Here is an 18,218-nt window from a genome sequence, read left to right as displayed (position 1 = left end):
AAAGGTTTACAGTTGGTCATCCGTTGGTGGAATCGGTTTTGATATGACCGTTTTTGCTGGCTGATTAACCCCTTTAGCTGCCATAAAACCGTTTATAAGATCTTGAACTTCGGGGTTTTTCAATAATGCGGCAATATCAACTTTTTTGTCTTCTTTGCTACGATTAATGAGTTTTTCAACATTTTCTTTTGCGAAACTGCTTTTATCCATAAAGCCATCAACCGCTTTACCGAGGCTTAGTGCTTTAGAGAAGGTATTGAAGAAGCTGCCGTCGCCGCCCACAATTTCAATATTGGTTTTGCTAAGTGCTGCAGCCAGTACATCAGCTTGCTCGCGGGCAATTTCTTTATTGGCGTCGATAGAGGCCATGGATTGTTCGAACTCTTTCTCAAGGCGCATACGGAACTCTTCATGTGAACGTGCGGTATCGCTGAGGTGATCCATTGATTTAAATTTGTCGGTTAAACCATCGGCTTCAGCTTTCAAGCGTTGGCGGATAACTTCGGCTTGCGCTGAACCTAATTGTCCTTCCCCTCGAGCTTGTGCTGCCAGTTTTTCTTCCAGTACTTTCGCGTCAGCTAAGCCTAGTTTTTCTTTAGCATTTGCTTGCTGTTCTTCACCACGAGCTTGGGCTGCTAATTTCTCTTCAAGGATTTTTGCTTCAGCAAACCCTTGTTGTTGCTCTGCTTTAGCTTTAGCTTCCATAACCTGAGCTTCCGTTAAGCCTTTTTCTTTCAGCCCACGTGCTTCTGCTAACAGTTTCTCAGCCGTAATATTGGCAAGAACAAGACCTTCTTTTTCTTCTGCCTCTGCAGTTGCTTGACGAACTCGAGCTTCTGCTAAACCTAATGCCGCGTGTTCGGCTTCAACCCCTTCCGCTAAGCGTTTTTTGGCTTCAGCTTGCTTTGCCGATGCTTCGAGTTCTGCTTGTGCCATGGTGCTTATTTCTTCTGCACGGTGTTTAGCACTGGCTTCATCAGCTTCGGCTTTTTTCACTTGGCGAACGAGTGACTCTTCTGCTTCTGCCTGTGCGTTAATCACGGTGACTTGGCGCATGCGTTCAGCTTCAGAGACTTCACGAACTTCTTTGATGCGCTCTTCTTCTTGTGCCACGGTTTTTTCAACGGCTACACGCTCACGTATAACATTGGAGATATTTTTGCGTTCTTCTTCGAGTGCTTTTTCTTTTTCTATACGTTGTAACTCAACTTCTCTTTCTCGGGCAACAATCTCAAGTTCACGTGCGCGGCTCACTCGTTCTTCTTCGATAGCTACAGCTCGAGTACGGTTTTGTTGTGCGACTTCAACTTCTCGCATGCGGTTTTCTTCGCGGATTTCAATTTCTTGCTGGGTTTGAATACGTGCTTGCTCTGCTTTAAGGCGTTCTTCTTCTTGAACACGTAAAGTTTCAGCTTGTTCACGTGCACGAATATTATCAATTTCACGCTTTTGGCGTGCTTCGGCATCGGCTTGTTGGCGCTCTAAAGCCAAACTTGCTTCGCGAGTTTCAACATTTTTCTTTTGAATTGCGAGCTCTTGGTCACGCTCTTTTTGGTTGGTCTCAATATTGTGAATTGCGGTGATTTCAGTAATTTTACGAATACCTTCGGAGTCAAAGATATTATTTGGGTCTAAGGCTGATTTAGGTGTTTGTTCTAGGTAATCAATAGCTACATCTTCAAGGGCGTAGCCGTTAAGGTCCTTTCCTATCACATCAACAATGCGGTCACGGAAGTCTTGTCGGTTTTCAAATAAAGTGGCTAAATCCAGTTGCTTACCTACTGTTTTTAAGGCTTCAGAGAATTTTGCACTGAATAACGTGCTGACCGCTTGATGGTCTGATGCACGGTCAACACCGATAGCTTTTGCAACTTTCAGCACGTCTTCCGTCGTTTCATTCACTCGCAAATAGAAAGCAACGGTGATATCAGCACGTAAGTTATCATGACAAATTAAGCCATCTTTACCGCGGCGATCAACTTCAAGTGTTAGCAAAGAAATACGCATGAATTCTTTTTTGTAGATGACAGGGTAAACTAATGCCCCAGTAAAATGTACTTTAGGCTGTGACGACATGTCATTGACAATCAAAGCAGTACCTTGTGGAACTTTGATATAGAAGGCTTTGAATAATCCAAAGAAGCCTAGAATAACTAGGATGATCCCCCCGATAATGGTTAAAAAGGGCATTAGTGCAGCCAAATCCATATTAATTCTCCATTGGTTCTGACGATGACGTCATTTCGATTATGCAAGCAAGATATTTATTTTTTAAAAGTGAAGTTATCCGTGGCGAAACTCATTTTCACTGACAACTTGGTAACTGTGCGATGATGCGTCATAGCTAATGATGACAACACGATCACCGCGTTTTAACTGCTCGGAGGATGGGGCGCGTATTTGTAAAATTAACCCAGCCCCGCCATCTTCTAATAGTGCCTCGCCATTTTGTTCATTTACCGTTCCTGAACGTACTGTGGCGTATTTACCGATAAGCTGTTGTACTGTTTTAGGTTTATTGAGATTCACCAATTTTTTGCGCACAGGTTTTAAGCACAAAGCGGTTAAATGAAGAGAGATAAATAGGGTGATCGCAAAAACGGCGAAGCTGACGAGATAACGTAATAAATCAGTATCAATGAAGCGAATAAAGATATGTACGCTGAAATAACTGATTATCCAGCCAAAAAGAGTAAATAACGTGACAATAATGGTGATTGGGATCCCCGCTAAGCCAAGCTTGGTTAACCAGCCTGCGAAACCTGTTGCATCAATACCGGCATCAAATTCGGTATCAATATTAAATACGTCGATATCCAATAAACCAAAAGCGGCACATAACCAATAAAATAAAACAATGATTAGCAAACCACTAAAGATAATTGTTGGGAACATCAAACTGTTATGGAAAAACAAACTCATAGGGTTTTCTCTTTATTATTAATACATTATTGAGTTTACGTGAAAAGTAACGTTTGTTTAATTTATCACCATAAAATAATTTAACTTAATAATATATTTTTTAATTAATAGCAGTATCAGACTAGTCTATAAGCACTTTTATTTTTTGGGAGTTTCTTATAACACTGGTTGTTTATCCAGTTTTATTTGGTGAAGTTATTCCTAAAGTCTTATCGATAATAACAGGGCATTGATAGGAGAGAATTTTACCATTAATCGTTAAGTTGATGATAATCATTCTCAAACAAAGAATGGGGGTTTAAAGTACAAAATGGGGAGAATAGAGTTGATTAAGGTGATAAATTTGCGCTTCACTGTTTAAAGCATCTATGAAGCGCAAAAAAGTAAGATTAGTCTATCAAGTTCAGGAATGCCGCACCTCGTGCACCTCCAGAGTCACCATAACGTGCTTTTTCAATTGCAGGTAGTGTTGCGATGCCATAAAGGTATTGTGGAAGCACTTCTGGTAGTTGTTTATAGATCTCTTCAAACTGTGACAAACCTCCGCCAATAACCACTAAATCGGGGTCAAAAACAGTGACAATTTGCCCCATAAACATCGCAAGTAATGACATATAGCGGTTAACATGTTCTTTTGCTTGAATATCACCTTGTTTATATTGTTCGATAATTTCGATAGCGGAACGTTTTTCATTGGTGAATGAGGAATAAATACGCTCAAAGCCTGGGCCTGATAGGTAGGTTTCAAAACAAGCAATTTGGCCACAGCCGCAAGTTATTTCAGGAACTTTTTCCCCTAATAGCTTGGCTCCACGAACGCTGAGGTTCATGTGGCCTATTTCTCCAGCGATTCCATTTTTACCAGATAAAACTTTGCCATTTATAATAAACCCACCGCCCACACCTGTCCCTAAAATTAAACCAAGGACGGTAGGGTAGCGTTTGAAGTCAGGGTCCCAAGCTTCTGATAATGCAAAGCAATTTGCATCATTTTCTACTTTTACTGGGCGTTGTAATATATTTGCAAGGTCATGAATTAAAGGTTTGTATTGTGCAGTAGGGACATTGGTTGTAAATACGGTTCCTTCAGCATGGTTTACGATACCGGGAACGCCAACACCTACTTTTCCTTGGCAGTTAAATTTTTCATCTGCTTCTTGTGTGAGCTCGAGAAATGTATTTAAGAGCGTTTGGTAGTCATCTTTGGGTGTAGGAACACGCTTTTGCCAGACCTGATTTAATTCGTTGTCAAAGACGGCAAGTTCAATTTTTGTCCCGCCCATGTCAAAGCCGTAATACATTTTCATCTTCCCCTAATGGTTTATTTATTAAAAAGATAACGTATCTATTTGATAAATAATAAATGATGGAATCTACTGATCTAATTATACAAAAGTTCATCAGAGGATAAATTACTGTTTTGGTTTTTATTTTGTATATGGCACCTTTTCTTAACTTTTAGCCTTTTTGAACCTTTTTGAATAAAAAATAATTGCACCACTATTTTAAATGCGTTATTGTTATATTATAACATTACATTTAGGTGGTTATTATGAAACAGGGGATCCATCCACAATATCGTACCGTGGTTTTCCATGACACAAGTGCAGATGCCTATTTTAAAGTAGGGTCAACAATAAAAACCGAAAAAACAATCGAGTATGAGGGTGAAATATTTCCGTATGTCACGCTTGATGTCTCTTCTCAGTCGCATCCGTTTTATACCGGTAAACAAAAAATGATTTCACAGGAAGGTAAAACGGCACAGTTTCAAAAGCGTTTTGGTCGTTTTTTACAGTCAGAGGGTAAATAAAGATGAAAGTACTGAGTTCATTAAAAACGGCAAAAACCCGTCATCCAGATTGCCAAATTGTTCGCCGCCGTGGCCGGGTGTATGTGATATGCAAAACAAACCCGCGTTTTAAAGCAGTGCAAGGCTGTAAGAAAAAACGTTAATTATTGAATTTAAATATAATTATAAAATTTCCTGTATCGCTTTATATTGTATTTGCTTAGCCATTGCAGATTATTGCTCTCTGCCGTGGCTTTTTTTATTTGTTTTTTTGTCCACTGATTCCCTCGATCATTAGCATGATTACTAATCTTCTTATTATTAGTGATGAAATTCACTTGCACATAGATGCATATTTTGTCAGGTTTAATACATGCGAAAAATTTCTAGCTTCAATTTTTGTGAATACTGAATGAATGATAACAATGACGGTATTTACTTTGTGGGGTCGAAACTAGAAATTTTTTGGTGAAAATTCAAACGAACAGGGTGAGTGAAAATGAAAAATGTAGGGTTTGTTGGCTGGCGAGGAATGGTCGGCTCAGTATTGATGCAGAGAATGGTAGAAGAACGTGATTTTGATGCGATCCGTCCTGTTTTCTTTACCACGTCACAACAGGGTGCGGAAGCGCCGGTTTATGGTGGCCATCGTAGCGTTTTACAGGATGCTTTTGATATCGATGCACTAAAAGCATTGGATATTATTATTAGCTGCCAAGGCGGCGACTACACGAATGAAGTTTATCCTAAACTGCGTGAGTCTGGCTGGAATGGTTACTGGATTGATGCTGCGTCTTCATTACGTATGAAAGATGATGCGATTATTATTCTGGATCCCGTGAATAACCAACATATCCAAGATGGCTTAAATAAAGGCATTAAGACCTTTGTCGGTGGGAATTGTACGGTAAGTTTAATGTTGATGTCTTTAGGTGGGTTGTTCACTAATAATTTAGTGGAATGGGCATCTGTGGCAACGTATCAAGCGGCATCAGGGGCTGGGGCACGCAATATGCGCGAGCTTCTGGCACAAATGGGGTCTTTGCACACGCAAGTGGCTAAAGAACTCCAAAACCCGGCCTCCGCTATTTTAGATATCGAGAAAAAAGTCACAGATTTCACTCGCAGTGGCACAATGCCAACGGATGCATTCGGCGTACCATTAGCGGGTAGCCTGATCCCATGGATTGATAAAGCATTAGAAAACGGTCAAAGTCGTGAAGAATGGAAAGGTCAAGCGGAAACGAACAAAATTCTTGCAACAGGCAATAACATTATTCCAGTTGATGGTTTATGTGTACGTATTGGTGCGCTGCGCTGTCATAGCCAAGCTTTCACATTGAAGCTGAAAAAAGATGTTCCGTTGAATGAAGTTGAGCAATTGCTTGCCTCACATAATGATTGGGTGAAAGTGGTTCCTAATGACCGCGAAATTACTATGCGTGAGTTAACTCCAGCGGCAGTTACTGGTACGCTTAGCACTCCTGTTGGTCGCTTGCGTAAACTGAATATGGGCCCTGAATACTTATCTGCCTTTACGGTTGGTGACCAATTATTGTGGGGAGCCGCCGAGCCTCTTCGCCGTATGCTAAGAATTTTATTATAAGCGCGGCACAGCGATAAGTCGTATTCGATAAACCTGCATAATTCAATATGCAGGTTTTTTTATACCTAAATTACTGACGATCAGGTTCATTCTGCGGTGGCTGGTGTTCTAACTCTTTTGCCAAGAAGTAGTTCAAGAATGTTCGGATCACGGCAATAATACCTAATTTGATGAGGCTATCTAAATCAGGGTCGACAGTCGTTGCTAAAATATCCGCAGCGAGTTGGAACTCCAATGCAGTCGCTAACCAATCACCAAAACAATAGCGAGCGGTACGTGCTTTTTGGGTTTTCATCCACACGATTAGGGTCTTGATTAACCCAATCACCACGCAGATGACTGAAATTGCTTCTAAAAGTAACTGGAGTACGTGAACACTAGACACCAGTAATTCACGTAAAAAAACTAAATCGAACATTAAAACCTCGATAGGTAAGCAGAATTCATATTTGTTAACTATGGGCAAATATTCGCAAAATATCGAGTTTTATTGTGGATCTATCGTCTCAGAAGGTAATTGGCTAATGGATAAAATATTTCGATTGCCATCGATTACCTGAATATTTTTATTGGGTTGATAACATTCACGTAAAGGTGATAAACAAGCTTGCTGTGAACCTTGTTGTATATTAAGCCAATCACTGATTAGCCAATAATTATTCGCAGTAGAATAGGGAGACTGTAAATTTTCTGGGCTGATACTTGGTTTACTGGCGCTTTGACTGTACCAAATCAGCAAGGGGATTTCATAGGCTTCTTTTCTTGGGTTGTTAACGCCATGGTGGTAGTGAATATTGTTATCGCTGTCTAGGCGTTGTAATGCGTGGTCTGAATAGTACATCAACGTCGCAGGTTTCCCTTCGAGTTGTTGCATTAGGCTTTCGATAAATTTATCGGTATAAGCAATTGAACTGTCGTAGCAATCGTCATCGTCTTGGCCGCTAAATTTTTTTAGCTCATCTTCAGGAAAACGGTTACAGGCAGGTTCATGGCTGCCATAAGTATGTAACACAATGAGTTTTTTCTTATCAGTAGGGTCATTGATCGCGTTATTGAAGTCAGCTTGCAGCTCTTCATCGTAGCCGACAAATTCGTTCCACGTTTTCTTTTGTGACATAGAAGCAATAGCAGAAATGATACTGGTACGTTTATTGGTTTTTCCCTGGTTGCTGATCCAATAGGTTTTAAAGCCCGCATGATTGGCTAATGAAATGATATTGTCCGAATAGTGTGATTTATCCTGCATTTGCTCAAAGCGAATATTAGACAGTGAAATAGGGACTGACAAGATAGTCACAGGTGCAGGGGAATAAGCTTGTTGAAACGCCAATATTTGTGATTTGCGCTTATTTAAGTTAGGCGTTGTATTATACTGATAGCCGTAAAAACCCATATGATCACGGCGCAATGACTCACCAATGACAAGAACATAGATTTCAGTTTCAGATGCTTTTTTCTGGTAGTTAAATGCGACCTTTTGTGATGATATTTTTTTTATGCCTCTGTTTTCATATAAATTTTTGACTAAAGCCGCCGCATTGTAGAAAGGGGTATTTAAGAAGTATTTTTCTGTGATCAATAACGCGCTATCAGGCTTGCTTAGTAATGAGGCGTAATAGGTTGGAATAGCTAATAGATAGCCACAAAGTAGAGCCATACTTGTCGTTGTTATACGACGATTCATGTATTTTGCACATTGATGAATACATGCTAAATAAGCAGAAAAAACAAATAAATAAAAAATAACATAACCAATGTTATAGGAAAGCATTCCTACGGTTTCACTGCTATTGGTATTGATAAAAGTTTCTGCAATCGAAGAAGAAAAGCGGATATCGTGTTTTTGATAAAAGAAGAATGAAACAGATAAATTGAGAGCCCACAGGAGTGAAACAAACACAGTGAAAATTTTGCCAAGCAAAAAGCGATAAATACCGGCACATAACAGTATTATCAGCGCCCCTGAAATGACGATGGCAATGTCAGCCATAATGCTGGCATCTCCACTGAAAAATACAGGGGTGATAGATATCAATAATGCATAAATTGAAATAATAAGTTGGCGTATCATAGTGTTATTTTACGTATTTTTGACCTTACCTGAGGTTATAGAGACAATTAAAAAATAGTTAATTAACATCTAATTAACTTAGGGCGTTGTTTGTTTATAACATAAAAAAAGATAAGATAATCAAAATAGTGGCGTAAAAAACTGTAAAATCTCGTGATGTTTAGTCATGACCTGCCCCCCACAAGTTGCGAGGGGAGGTAAAGTATTGAGTTAGAAAGTTACCGCAATTTTGGCATCAATATTGTTATCGTGATAATTTTTTGATAAAAATTTATTATAATTAATTGATAGCTTAGTATTTTCTTTTATATTGATATCGGTACCGACTTTTAATGCGACACCATGGCGTGATGCAGGAACACTATGCGTTGTAAATGAGCTCGGGGTATCGGTAAAATTCAATTTTAGTCCTCTATTTAAATTCCCGTATTGATATTGCCAGTTAAGCTCACCGTGTAAACCGATATTGGATGTTTTACTCAATTTCCATTGGTTATCAAGGCGTAGCCCAAGGGTTGATAACACCGTATTGATGCGCTGTTTACGTGCCTGTAGTGATGTGCTGTTGATGTTCTCATTAATAGCATGATTCATTGCGCTGATATAAGTGAGATTGGTAAATGGCTCAATATTTATCCCTTTTGAGTTAATTGGATAGGCCAGCTCCATAAATGCTTGATGTGTATTGGTATAATAGCTCGATGAGTGACTTGTACCATCACTGATTGAGCGTTCGGTATGAATGAGATGTGAAGTGTGACCGAGCCCTGCACGAACTGCGATAGGTTGCCATAAAGCGCTACCATAAATGGCGACATGGTAGTTATTACTGTTAGCGTGGTCAAAGTGGTTAGATAAGTCACTTTGGCTAAAACCTGCGGCGATACCTAATGTCATTTTTTCGTTAATAAAACGTCGATTTGCCCCAAGCAATAAACCATAATTTGATGATTTATACCCAGTGGCATTGTTATCGTCGGTCGTTTTATCCCAATCATAGAGCATTTTGACCCACACATTGCTTTTGTTTTCGCTGCCCCATGATTCAGATAAGCGAGCTTGCTCAAGTAGTGTTTCTTTAATCTGACGGCTATTATTTATTTGATTGGATAATACGTCAGCGTATATTTGGCCTGTGACATTGCTAAATATCGTTTGAGCTTGTTGTTTTGTTTGGCTTTTCAACGTTTGTTCATAAAGCGCATGGTGCGTAGGAAGTGTTTCAATGGCTTCAGCCACTGCGATTTGGTTTTGTGTTGCAGCCGTGCTGGAAAATGCCGTGTTATTACGCCCTATTTTAAGTGTGACTTCTTTGGGGGAGTAATTTAGCGTCGTTCCAATAAACTGGTAATTAGGTACAACGGCATCAAATTGGCCATCAATCCCTTTTTGAGCAGTTAATATCGTATATTGTGTATCAAATAGTTGGTTGATATCTTGCTTAGAAAGCGGGCTATTTTGATTTTCAAGAGTGACACTGACGGTCCCGCCCTTTAATGAAGCTGAGCCTTGGCTGATGATCTTATCGTTTTTACCTGCTGGATTGATTTCAACCAAATAATGGCTATCTGGTGCAAAACTCACGGAATCAACAATATTAATTGTGCCAACTGAATGGCCTGGTGCAACAACAGCGCCTTGGTTGGCGGTTAATTGATGAATGCTTCCATTGCCCGTTAGTAAACCGTGGTGGTTAATATTGACGGAAGCTCCGATTTTGCCGTTATCTAGGACCAGCGCGCCTTTATTGATATCTAATGAAGAGTTTAAGGTTTTTTTCAGGGTGACGGTTCCGCCATTAATATAGGATTTTTGCGAGTATTTATTTTCACCCGTTAAGACTAAATGGCCTTGGTTTACTGTAAAGCCTCCGAAGGTATTGTTACCAGATAATACTAATGTTCCTTGGCCCTGTTTCGTTAACTTTCCTGTGCCTTGTATATTGTTTGTCCATTCATCTAACTTTCCAAAATTAGCAATATCAAAGTCATTAGTGTTTTGGTTGACGATAAAGTTTTCATATAAATAAGCGGGGCCATGATAAGCCGTAGGTAGGTTAATTAATCCCCAATAAGAGTTCGGATCATTTTCTTTGATATTCCAACCCGCAATTGACTGGCTTGGATATGCCGTGCTGGCTAAAATATTATTCCATTGTGCATTATTCAAGTAAGGGAAACGTAATCGAAGTAAATAACCCGCCGTTTTAGGGATATTTTTAGGGGCGATCATTGGTGTATCTTGTATTTCTTTTTTTCCATAATAACCAATGTGGTCATTGGTAATAGGGGAAGAAACGGTTAGGCAATTTTGTATGTTATTTGAACATGATGATGAAATGTCATTACGAATATTTTTTGCCGATTCAACAATGAATTTGGTGTTTTTTTCATCGGATAGTAGCTGTGATAATAAATAATAATTACCTACACGGGAAGCGATGGTATCGGTGGCGAAGTGTGCGCCAACAATCACGCGGCTTTCACCGTATTCAATCGCTCGGTTGAACGTTTCACTGCCTTTTTCAGGGAAAATCATCGCTAATACGGCAGCTTGTTTAAAACCATTCCACGTATGGCCACTAGGGTAAGATGAGCCCTGTATTTGTGAGTAGCCCGCAATATAATGGCCTTCATCATTCAACACTTGATAAGGGCGACCGCGTTTAAAATGGTCTTTAAGAATAAAATCGACTGACCGAGTACGCTGCTTTTTTTCATCATAAGCACGAGTACTTGTGTCATGTAATAAATTGATTTCTTTGTATTGGCTATGGTTTCTTAGGTTAATATCATGTTCGCCAAACAGGATGGTTTGATAACTATTAAATAAATAACCTGAGTTTTGGGATTTATCCGCGAGTGCTAAATTTTTCCTTTCACCTGTAATATTGATGTATTCGTTACTAATCAGCCTATCTTGCTCAGCAACTTCGCTACCTTCTTTAGGTGTATCATTAATAATATTGTGCTTTATATCTTCAAGCCATGCATTTCTTGTATCGATAATATTTTTCTCTAATTCTAAAAGATTCGTTTTTGCTGTTAGAGTATTGGTGAATATGAATGGCAATAAGGTCATTGATGCTGAAATAAAAATTTTTCTCATTATAACTCCGCCGATGCTATTGGTAAAAATTTCATTTGGCGGAGTTTATTTATAATATATTTATCTTTTATGACAGTTTTAAAAATAAAAAACCGTTATTAATTAAAGTGATAAGTTTTATTTTTAATTGTTTTGTTTTTTACGAAGAGGCTTTTTATTGATTGGTTTTGTTTTTTTATTATTTTATTATTGGTTGGATTAAATGGTAAAAATAAAATAATAGCTATAAAAAAAATCATAAAAAATAACCCCAAACTTTCGTATGGGGTTATTGAATAACGTTTAATTAGCAGAATAGTTAAATATCAATATTTGCTGCTTTTAATGCATTCTCTTCGATAAATGCACGGCGCGGCTCAACAGCATCACCCATTAATGTGGTGAATAGTAAGTCGGTTGCAATTGCATCTTTCACCGTTACACGCATCATACGGCGCGTCTCAGGGTTCATGGTGGTTTCCCAAAGTTGCTCAGGGTTCATTTCACCAAGACCTTTATAACGCTGTACGTATAGGCCGCGACGTGACTCACGTGTTAACCAAGCCAAAGCTTCTTCGAAGTTACTGATATCTTGACGGCGTTCACCACGCTTGATGTAAGCACCTTCTTCAATTAAGCCACTGATTAAGTCACCTAAATGAGTGATACGGCGGTATTCACTGCCATGAACAAAATCAAAATCGAGATTATAGTCGGTATCAACACCATGGGTGCGAATACGGATAGTTGGTTCGAATAATTGACGTTCACGGTTTTCGTTAATGGTATAACTATATGTGCTACCGAATTGCTCGTTATCTTCTAAGCGCTTAACCAGAGTTTTAGCCCATTCTTCCACTTTTTCGCTGACTTTTAAATCATCTTCAGTCAAGGTTGACTGATAAACCAAGTTGTTAAGTAGGGCTTGAGGGTAAAGGCGCTCAAGACGACGAATAATACGGTGTGCGGCATTATATTCGACAACCAGTTTTTCCAGTTCTTCGCCTTTCATTGCTGGAGCTTCGGCACTTAAATGAAGTTCAGCACCATCAAGTGCGATAGAAATCAGGTAATCGTCCATCGCATCGTCATCTTTAATGTATTGCTCTTGTTTACCACGTTTCACTTTATACAGTGGTGGTTGAGCGATAAAGATATGACCACGTTCAACAATTTCAGGCATTTGGCGGTAGAAGAAGGTCAACAGTAACGTACGAATGTGCGAACCATCGACGTCCGCATCCGTCATGATAATGATGCTGTGATAACGCAGTTTGTCTGGGTTATATTCATCGCGACCAATACCACAACCTAATGCCGTAATCAGGGTTGCAACCTCTTGTGAAGAAAGCATTTTATCGAAACGCGCTTTCTCTACGTTTAGAATTTTACCTTTCAGTGGCAAAATGGCTTGGTTCTTACGGTTACGGCCTTGTTTTGCAGAGCCGCCCGCGGAGTCCCCTTCCACAAGGTACAGTTCAGATAGCGCAGGGTCACGTTCTTGGCAGTCAGCCAGTTTACCTGGCAAGCCAGCTAAGTCTAACGCGCCTTTACGGCGAGTCATTTCGCGGGCTTTACGTGCTGCTTCACGTGCACGTGCTGCATCGATGATTTTACCCACAACGATTTTCGCGTCGTTTGGGTTTTCCAGTAAATACTCAACTAATTTCTCATTCATCATCGTTTCAACCGCAGTTTTCACTTCGGAAGAGACTAATTTTTCTTTGGTTTGTGATGAGAATTTAGGGTCTGGAACTTTCACTGAAATAACGGCAATCAGGCCTTCACGTGCATCGTCACCAGTTGCGTTGACTTTGCTTTTTTTCTGATAGCCTTCTTTTTCCATGTAGTTATTCAATGTACGCGTCATTGCTGCACGGAAACCAGCGAGGTGAGTTCCCCCATCACGCTGAGGAATGTTATTGGTGAAGCAGTATACGTTTTCTTGGAAACCATCATTCCACTGCATTGAAACTTCGACGCCAATACCGTCTTTTTCAGTTGAAAAATAAAAGACAGAAGGGTGGATAGGGGTTTTGTTACGGCTTAAATACTCAACAAAGGCTTTAATACCGCCTTCATAATGGAAATGGTCTTCTTTGCCATCGCGTTTATCGACGAGCTTAATAGAAACACCTGAGTTTAGGAACGATAACTCACGTAAGCGTTTTGCTAAGACGTCGTATTCAAATTCAGTCACACCTTTGAAGGTGTCCATACTTGGCCAAAAACGAACGCGTGTTCCTGTTTGGTCGGTTTCGCCGACTACAGTCAGAGGCCCTTGAGGCTCACCGTGTTTGTAGATTTGCTCATGAACTTTGCCATCACGGCGGATAACTAATTCTAATTTTTCAGATAAGGCGTTAACAACGGAAACCCCAACACCGTGCAAACCGCCGGAGACTTTATAGGAGTTGTCATCAAATTTTCCGCCAGCGTGCAGAACGGTCATGATAACCTCTGCGGCGGAGACGCCTTCTTCTTCGTGGATACCTGTAGGGATACCACGTCCATCATCCTGTACGGAGATAGAGTTATCGGCATGGATAGTGATCACGATATCATCACAAAAGCCTGCGAGGGCTTCGTCGATAGCGTTGTCGACAACCTCGAAAACCATGTGATGAAGACCTGTTCCATCGTCTGTATCACCGATATACATGCCCGGGCGCTTACGCACCGCATCCAGTCCTTTTAATACCTTGATACTTGAGGAGTCATATGTATTCGACATCAACGTTTCCTGCTCTTTCTATTCCTGAGGTTGAACTTCTATTTTGCCATGTTCTACACTAAACATCTTGCTATTTGCATCTATCATATCATTAACTTGCTCAGGTGTAATGGCACTGACAAACACTTGCGCTTGTGTAGCTTTGAGGCGGGCTGCCAGCAATTGGCGACGGCCTGCATCAAGTTCAGAAGCAAAATCATCCAGTAGATACAGGCATCGTTGCCCGCTCTGATGGGTGAAAAATTCACCCTGCGCTAACCTTAATGCACACATAAGTAGCTTCAATTGCCCCCGCGAAAGCATATCTTCAACAGGGGTTCCATTTGCTCGTATACGCAAATCCGCTTTATGTGGCCCTGAAGCGGTATAGGTTAGTGCTCTATCACGCTCAAATTGGCGCTCTAATTGTTCTGAATAATCAATTTCTTTATCCCAACCACGTTGGAAGGATACCGAGAGTGAAAATTCGGGTAAAAACTGTTGGCAAGTTTGCTCAATATTTTCGGCAATACCTGCAATATAGTTATGACGCCATTGGCTTATTTGCTCAGAAAGCGGTGCCAGTTGTTTATCCCAATGACGAATTTGCTCATAACGGGTAACTTGTCGTAAAGCGGCATTACGTTGCTTTAATAACCGTTTTAAATCTGACCATACTGAAAAAAACAGTGGGTCATTGTGAAAACAACCCCAATCAATAAAAGCCCGCCGATATTTAGGGCCACCATTTAGCAAGGTAAACCCTTCTGGGGTAATCAATTGCATTGGCAATAATTTTGCTAGTTCTGCAATTTTATGGCCATCAGTACCGTCTATTCGAACTTTACTGTCACCATCACGGTTTTTACTTAAACCTAATGAAAGGTCGTTTCGCTGTTCATCTAAATGGCTAAGTTTACCATGAAGAATGAATTGTTCTTGCTCATGACGAATAACTCTGTTCGCTTGAATGCTGCGAAATGCACGACCATGACCGAGTGTATATATGGCTTCCAATATGCTAGTTTTTCCGCTCCCATTGGGGCCAATTAAAAAATTGAACCCATTAGCAAGGGAGAGATCCGCGTTTTCAATATTTCGAAAATCACGGATCAATAAACGCGAAAGGATCATAAATACCGATTACAAGCGCATTGGCATGACAACATACACGGCTGCTTTACTATCAGCGTCTTCAATCTGCACACTGGAAACGGCGTCGGTTAACAGAAGTTGCACATTTTCACTTTTTAGCGCATTTAAGACATCTAAGATGTAGCTGACGTTAAAGCCAATTTCCATTTCAGTACCTTGGTAGCTTACATCAACAATTTCTTCAGCTTCTTCTTGCTCTGGGTTATTGGCAGTGATGCGTAATTGGTTTTCACTGAAATACAGACGGACACCACGGAATTTTTCATTCGATAAAATAGCCGCACGCGAAAATGCTTGTTTAAGTAAATCACAGCGTGCTTCTAAGGTTTTATCTGGGTTTTTCGGTAGTACTCTGCGGTAATCAGGAAAACGGCCATCAACCAATTTAGAGGTAAAGATAAAGTCCCCCACGTGAGCGCGAATATTATTACTGCCGATTTGCAGCTGTAGAGGAGTATCACCGCCATCTAACAAACGCATTAACTCAATTACCCCTTTACGAGGCACTATCACTGAATGAGAAGGTAGCGATTGACCAATATCCATCGCGCACACGGCGAGCCTGTGCCCATCGGTTGAAACGGTTCTGAGCATTTGATCTTCGGTTTCAAATAGCATGCCGTTGAGGTAATAGCGGACATCTTGGTGCGCCATTGAAAACTGAGTTGCTTCAATTAAACGTTTCAGTATTGATTGCGGAAGAGAAAATTCCACTTCGCTTTGCCAGTCATCCAAGTTTGGAAAGTCAGCGGCTGGCAACGTAGATAATGAAAAGCGGCTACGCCCAGAACGGACGAGCAGTCTGTCATCATTCAGCTCTACATGAATTTCAGAACCTTCAGGTAACCCACGCCAGATATCAAAAAACTTGCGTGCGGGCACGGTCGTTGCGCCAATTTCATGTTCCCCAGTTAGGGCAACATTGGCCATCATCTCCATTTCAAGGTCGGTTCCAGTGAGTTGGAGGGTGCCTTCTTTTACCTGTAATAAAAGGTTACCTAAAATAGGCAGAGTTGGACGCCCACCTAAAGGACCACTAACCTGTTGTAACGGTTTTAATAACTGCTCGCGTTCTATTGTAAATTTCATAGCAATTAAGATGATAATGTTCTGATTAAATTAGAAAAATCTTCTTTGATGTCATGGCTTTCTTCCCGTAATTGTTCAATTTTACGACAAGCATGTAACACCGTGGTATGGTCACGGCCGCCAAAGGCATCCCCGATTTCAGGTAAACTATGGTTAGTCAGCTCTTTCGCCAGTGCCATTGCCATTTGACGCGGACGTGCGACAGAACGGGAACGGCGTTTAGACAGTAAATCTGCTACCTTAATTTTATAATATTCAGCAACTGTTTTTTGAATATTATCAATAGTTACCAGTTTTTCTTGTAGTGCTAATAGGTCACGCAGTGCTTCTCTGACAAAATCGATAGTAATCGCGCGGCCAGTAAAGTTTGCGTTGGCAATGACACGATTTAACGCCCCTTCTAACTCACGAACGTTCGAACGAAGGCGCTTGGCGATGAAAAAGGCCACTTCACCCGGAAGTTGAATCTCATTTTCATCTGCTTTTTTCATTAAAATCGCCACGCGAGTCTCTAACTCAGGAGGCTCGATTGCCACGGTTAAACCCCAGCCAAAACGCGATTTTAAGCGATCTTCCACACCGTTAATTTCTTTGGGGTAACGGTCGGAGGTCAAAATAATTTGTTGATTACCTTCAAGTAGCGCATTAAAAGTATGGAAAAACTCTTCTTGCGAGCGCTCTTTGTTAGCAAAAAACTGGATATCGTCAATAAGCAATGCATCTACAGAACGGTAATAACGTTTAAATTCTTCAATTGCGTTGTTCTGTAGAGCTTTGACCATATCTTGAACAAAACGTTCTGAATGCATATAAACCACGCGAGCGTTGGCTTTATGCTGCATAATACTATTGCCGACAGCATGTAATAAGTGGGTTTTACCTAAACCAGTCCCACCATAAAGAAATAATGGGTTGTAGGCCCCACCTGGATTTTCTGCCACTTGCCTCGCTGCGGCGCGAGCCAATTGGTTCGATTTACCTTCAACAAAGTTATCAAAAGTGTGCTTAGGGTTTACATTTGAACGATAAGCAACTTCTGGTTGTACTTTGGCTGAGTTGTCCCAACTCGGTTTAATTGGGGCTGACGGAACGGCAAACGCAGGTACTTGTTGAGCGGTACGAGCTTGTGTTGCTGCCGGTGCGACTGTAATCGGTTTGTTGCCTACCTCAAAGTGTAGTGCAGGCGCGTCAGTTCCACAAAAGTCATTCAATAATTCATTGATATTATTGATGTACTTGTCTCTAACCCAGTCGAGAACGAAACGATTTGGGGCATAAAGTGCCAGTGTATTGTCGTTTAATTCAGCTTGAAGGGGGCGTATCCACATACTGAATTCTGTGGCAGGTAGTTCATCCTGCAATCGGGCAAGACATTGCTGCCAAAGCGAAAGTGACACGTTGGACTCCCCTAAACAAGGTCAATGGAACAAGAAGTACGGATGTAAACAAAGAAATTTCTCGGGCTTACTTTTAATCGCATGTAGTAGCATGACCCAAAAATGTTTTAGATTAACTCTTACTTACTGCATATTGCCGATCGTTAGATCAGAAATAGACCTGCGATCATACCGCAAAATTAGTCAGAGATCTCCATTCTTTTACACAGTTTTTATGCTTTTTATCCACAGGTAAATGTGATAAGGCACCCGTTATAAAGAAGAAATAGACCGGGTTATCTTAATTTGCTGTCATTTTTCCACATGCTGGGGATAACTTTAGACGATTTACGGTAAATATTCTGTATGATCAAAAAATATTTTTAGATCTCTTGAAGATCCTTGCG

General features: G+C 40.5%; 13 protein-coding genes. 3 read left to right on the top strand and 10 right to left on the bottom strand.

What is annotated here, in order from left to right; translation table 11 throughout:
- Nucleotides 1-6: 6 nt before the first annotated feature.
- The 3 genes from P3L44_RS00065 to nagK all read right to left on the bottom strand — a co-directional run bounded on the left by P3L44_RS00065 (nucleotide 7) and on the right by nagK (nucleotide 4,223).
- Entirely contained in the window at nucleotides 7-2,208 is a 2,202-nt protein-coding gene (locus P3L44_RS00065) for a flotillin family protein (protein WP_140172683.1), read from the bottom strand.
- A 75-nt stretch (nucleotides 2,209-2,283) separates the two neighbouring features.
- Nucleotides 2,284-2,922 carry an OB-fold-containig protein gene (locus tag P3L44_RS00060; protein ID WP_272662498.1) on the bottom strand — a complete coding sequence of 213 codons (639 nt, stop codon included), beginning with the start codon at nucleotides 2,920-2,922 and terminating at the stop codon, nucleotides 2,284-2,286.
- Nucleotides 2,923-3,311: 389 nt separating this feature from the next.
- Nucleotides 3,312-4,223 carry an N-acetylglucosamine kinase gene (gene nagK / locus P3L44_RS00055; RefSeq protein ID WP_140172702.1) on the bottom strand — a complete coding sequence of 304 codons (912 nt, stop codon included), beginning with the start codon at nucleotides 4,221-4,223 and terminating at the stop codon, nucleotides 3,312-3,314.
- Nucleotides 4,224-4,474: 251 nt separating this feature from the next.
- Between nagK and P3L44_RS00050 the strand changes: the two genes are divergently transcribed.
- The 3 genes from P3L44_RS00050 (at nucleotide 4,475) to asd (ending at nucleotide 6,320) form a co-directional block, all read left to right on the top strand.
- Nucleotides 4,475-4,735, top strand: a complete 261-nt coding sequence (locus tag P3L44_RS00050) for a type B 50S ribosomal protein L31 (RefSeq protein ID WP_004906261.1) — start codon at nucleotides 4,475-4,477, stop codon at nucleotides 4,733-4,735.
- 2 nt (nucleotides 4,736-4,737) lie between these two features.
- A complete protein-coding gene (gene ykgO / locus P3L44_RS00045) occupies nucleotides 4,738-4,878 on the top strand; it encodes a type B 50S ribosomal protein L36 (protein ID WP_004906260.1) in 141 nt (46 codons plus the stop codon).
- A 335-nt stretch (nucleotides 4,879-5,213) separates the two neighbouring features.
- On the top strand, nucleotides 5,214-6,320 hold the full coding sequence (gene asd / locus P3L44_RS00040; RefSeq protein ID WP_140172681.1) for an aspartate-semialdehyde dehydrogenase: 1,107 nt from the start codon (nucleotides 5,214-5,216) through the stop codon (nucleotides 6,318-6,320).
- Nucleotides 6,321-6,390: 70 nt separating this feature from the next.
- On the opposite strand, the gene P3L44_RS00035 is transcribed toward asd, so the two are convergent.
- From P3L44_RS00035 to dnaA, 7 genes are all read right to left on the bottom strand, one after another.
- Complete coding sequence (locus P3L44_RS00035; RefSeq protein ID WP_140172680.1) at nucleotides 6,391-6,738, bottom strand: DUF1622 domain-containing protein; 348 nt, start codon at nucleotides 6,736-6,738, stop codon at nucleotides 6,391-6,393.
- 69 nt (nucleotides 6,739-6,807) lie between these two features.
- A complete protein-coding gene (locus tag P3L44_RS00030; RefSeq protein WP_140172679.1) occupies nucleotides 6,808-8,391 on the bottom strand; it encodes a phosphoethanolamine transferase in 1,584 nt (527 codons plus the stop codon).
- A gap of 210 nt (nucleotides 8,392-8,601) precedes the next feature.
- Nucleotides 8,602-11,499, bottom strand: coding sequence for an autotransporter domain-containing protein (locus P3L44_RS00025; protein WP_140172678.1), 2,898 nt, complete (start codon nucleotides 11,497-11,499; stop codon nucleotides 8,602-8,604).
- A gap of 298 nt (nucleotides 11,500-11,797) precedes the next feature.
- The gene (gene gyrB, locus P3L44_RS00020) at nucleotides 11,798-14,212 is read right to left on the bottom strand and encodes a DNA topoisomerase (ATP-hydrolyzing) subunit B (RefSeq protein WP_140172677.1); all 2,415 of its coding nucleotides are present in this window, start codon (nucleotides 14,210-14,212) and stop codon (nucleotides 11,798-11,800) included.
- A gap of 18 nt (nucleotides 14,213-14,230) precedes the next feature.
- Nucleotides 14,231-15,325 (bottom strand): DNA replication/repair protein RecF, encoded by a 1,095-nt coding sequence (gene recF / locus P3L44_RS00015; protein ID WP_004906245.1) that lies wholly within the window; start codon nucleotides 15,323-15,325, stop codon nucleotides 14,231-14,233.
- Nucleotides 15,326-15,334: 9 nt separating this feature from the next.
- Nucleotides 15,335-16,435, bottom strand: coding sequence for a DNA polymerase III subunit beta (gene dnaN, locus P3L44_RS00010; protein WP_004906243.1), 1,101 nt, complete (start codon nucleotides 16,433-16,435; stop codon nucleotides 15,335-15,337).
- Between the two features lie 5 nt (nucleotides 16,436-16,440).
- Nucleotides 16,441-17,832: a chromosomal replication initiator protein DnaA gene (gene dnaA / locus P3L44_RS00005; protein WP_004906241.1), complete on the bottom strand. Its 1,392-nt coding sequence runs from the start codon at nucleotides 17,830-17,832 to the stop codon at nucleotides 16,441-16,443.
- Between the last annotated feature and the right edge of the window lie 386 nt (nucleotides 17,833-18,218).

The sequence above is a fragment of the Providencia sp. PROV175 genome, from assembly GCF_032707045.1.
Lineage (GTDB): Bacteria > Pseudomonadota > Gammaproteobacteria > Enterobacterales > Enterobacteriaceae > Providencia > Providencia hangzhouensis.
The sequence above is the reverse complement of the archived record's forward strand: the minus strand, read 5'-3'. Positions and strand labels throughout refer to the sequence as shown.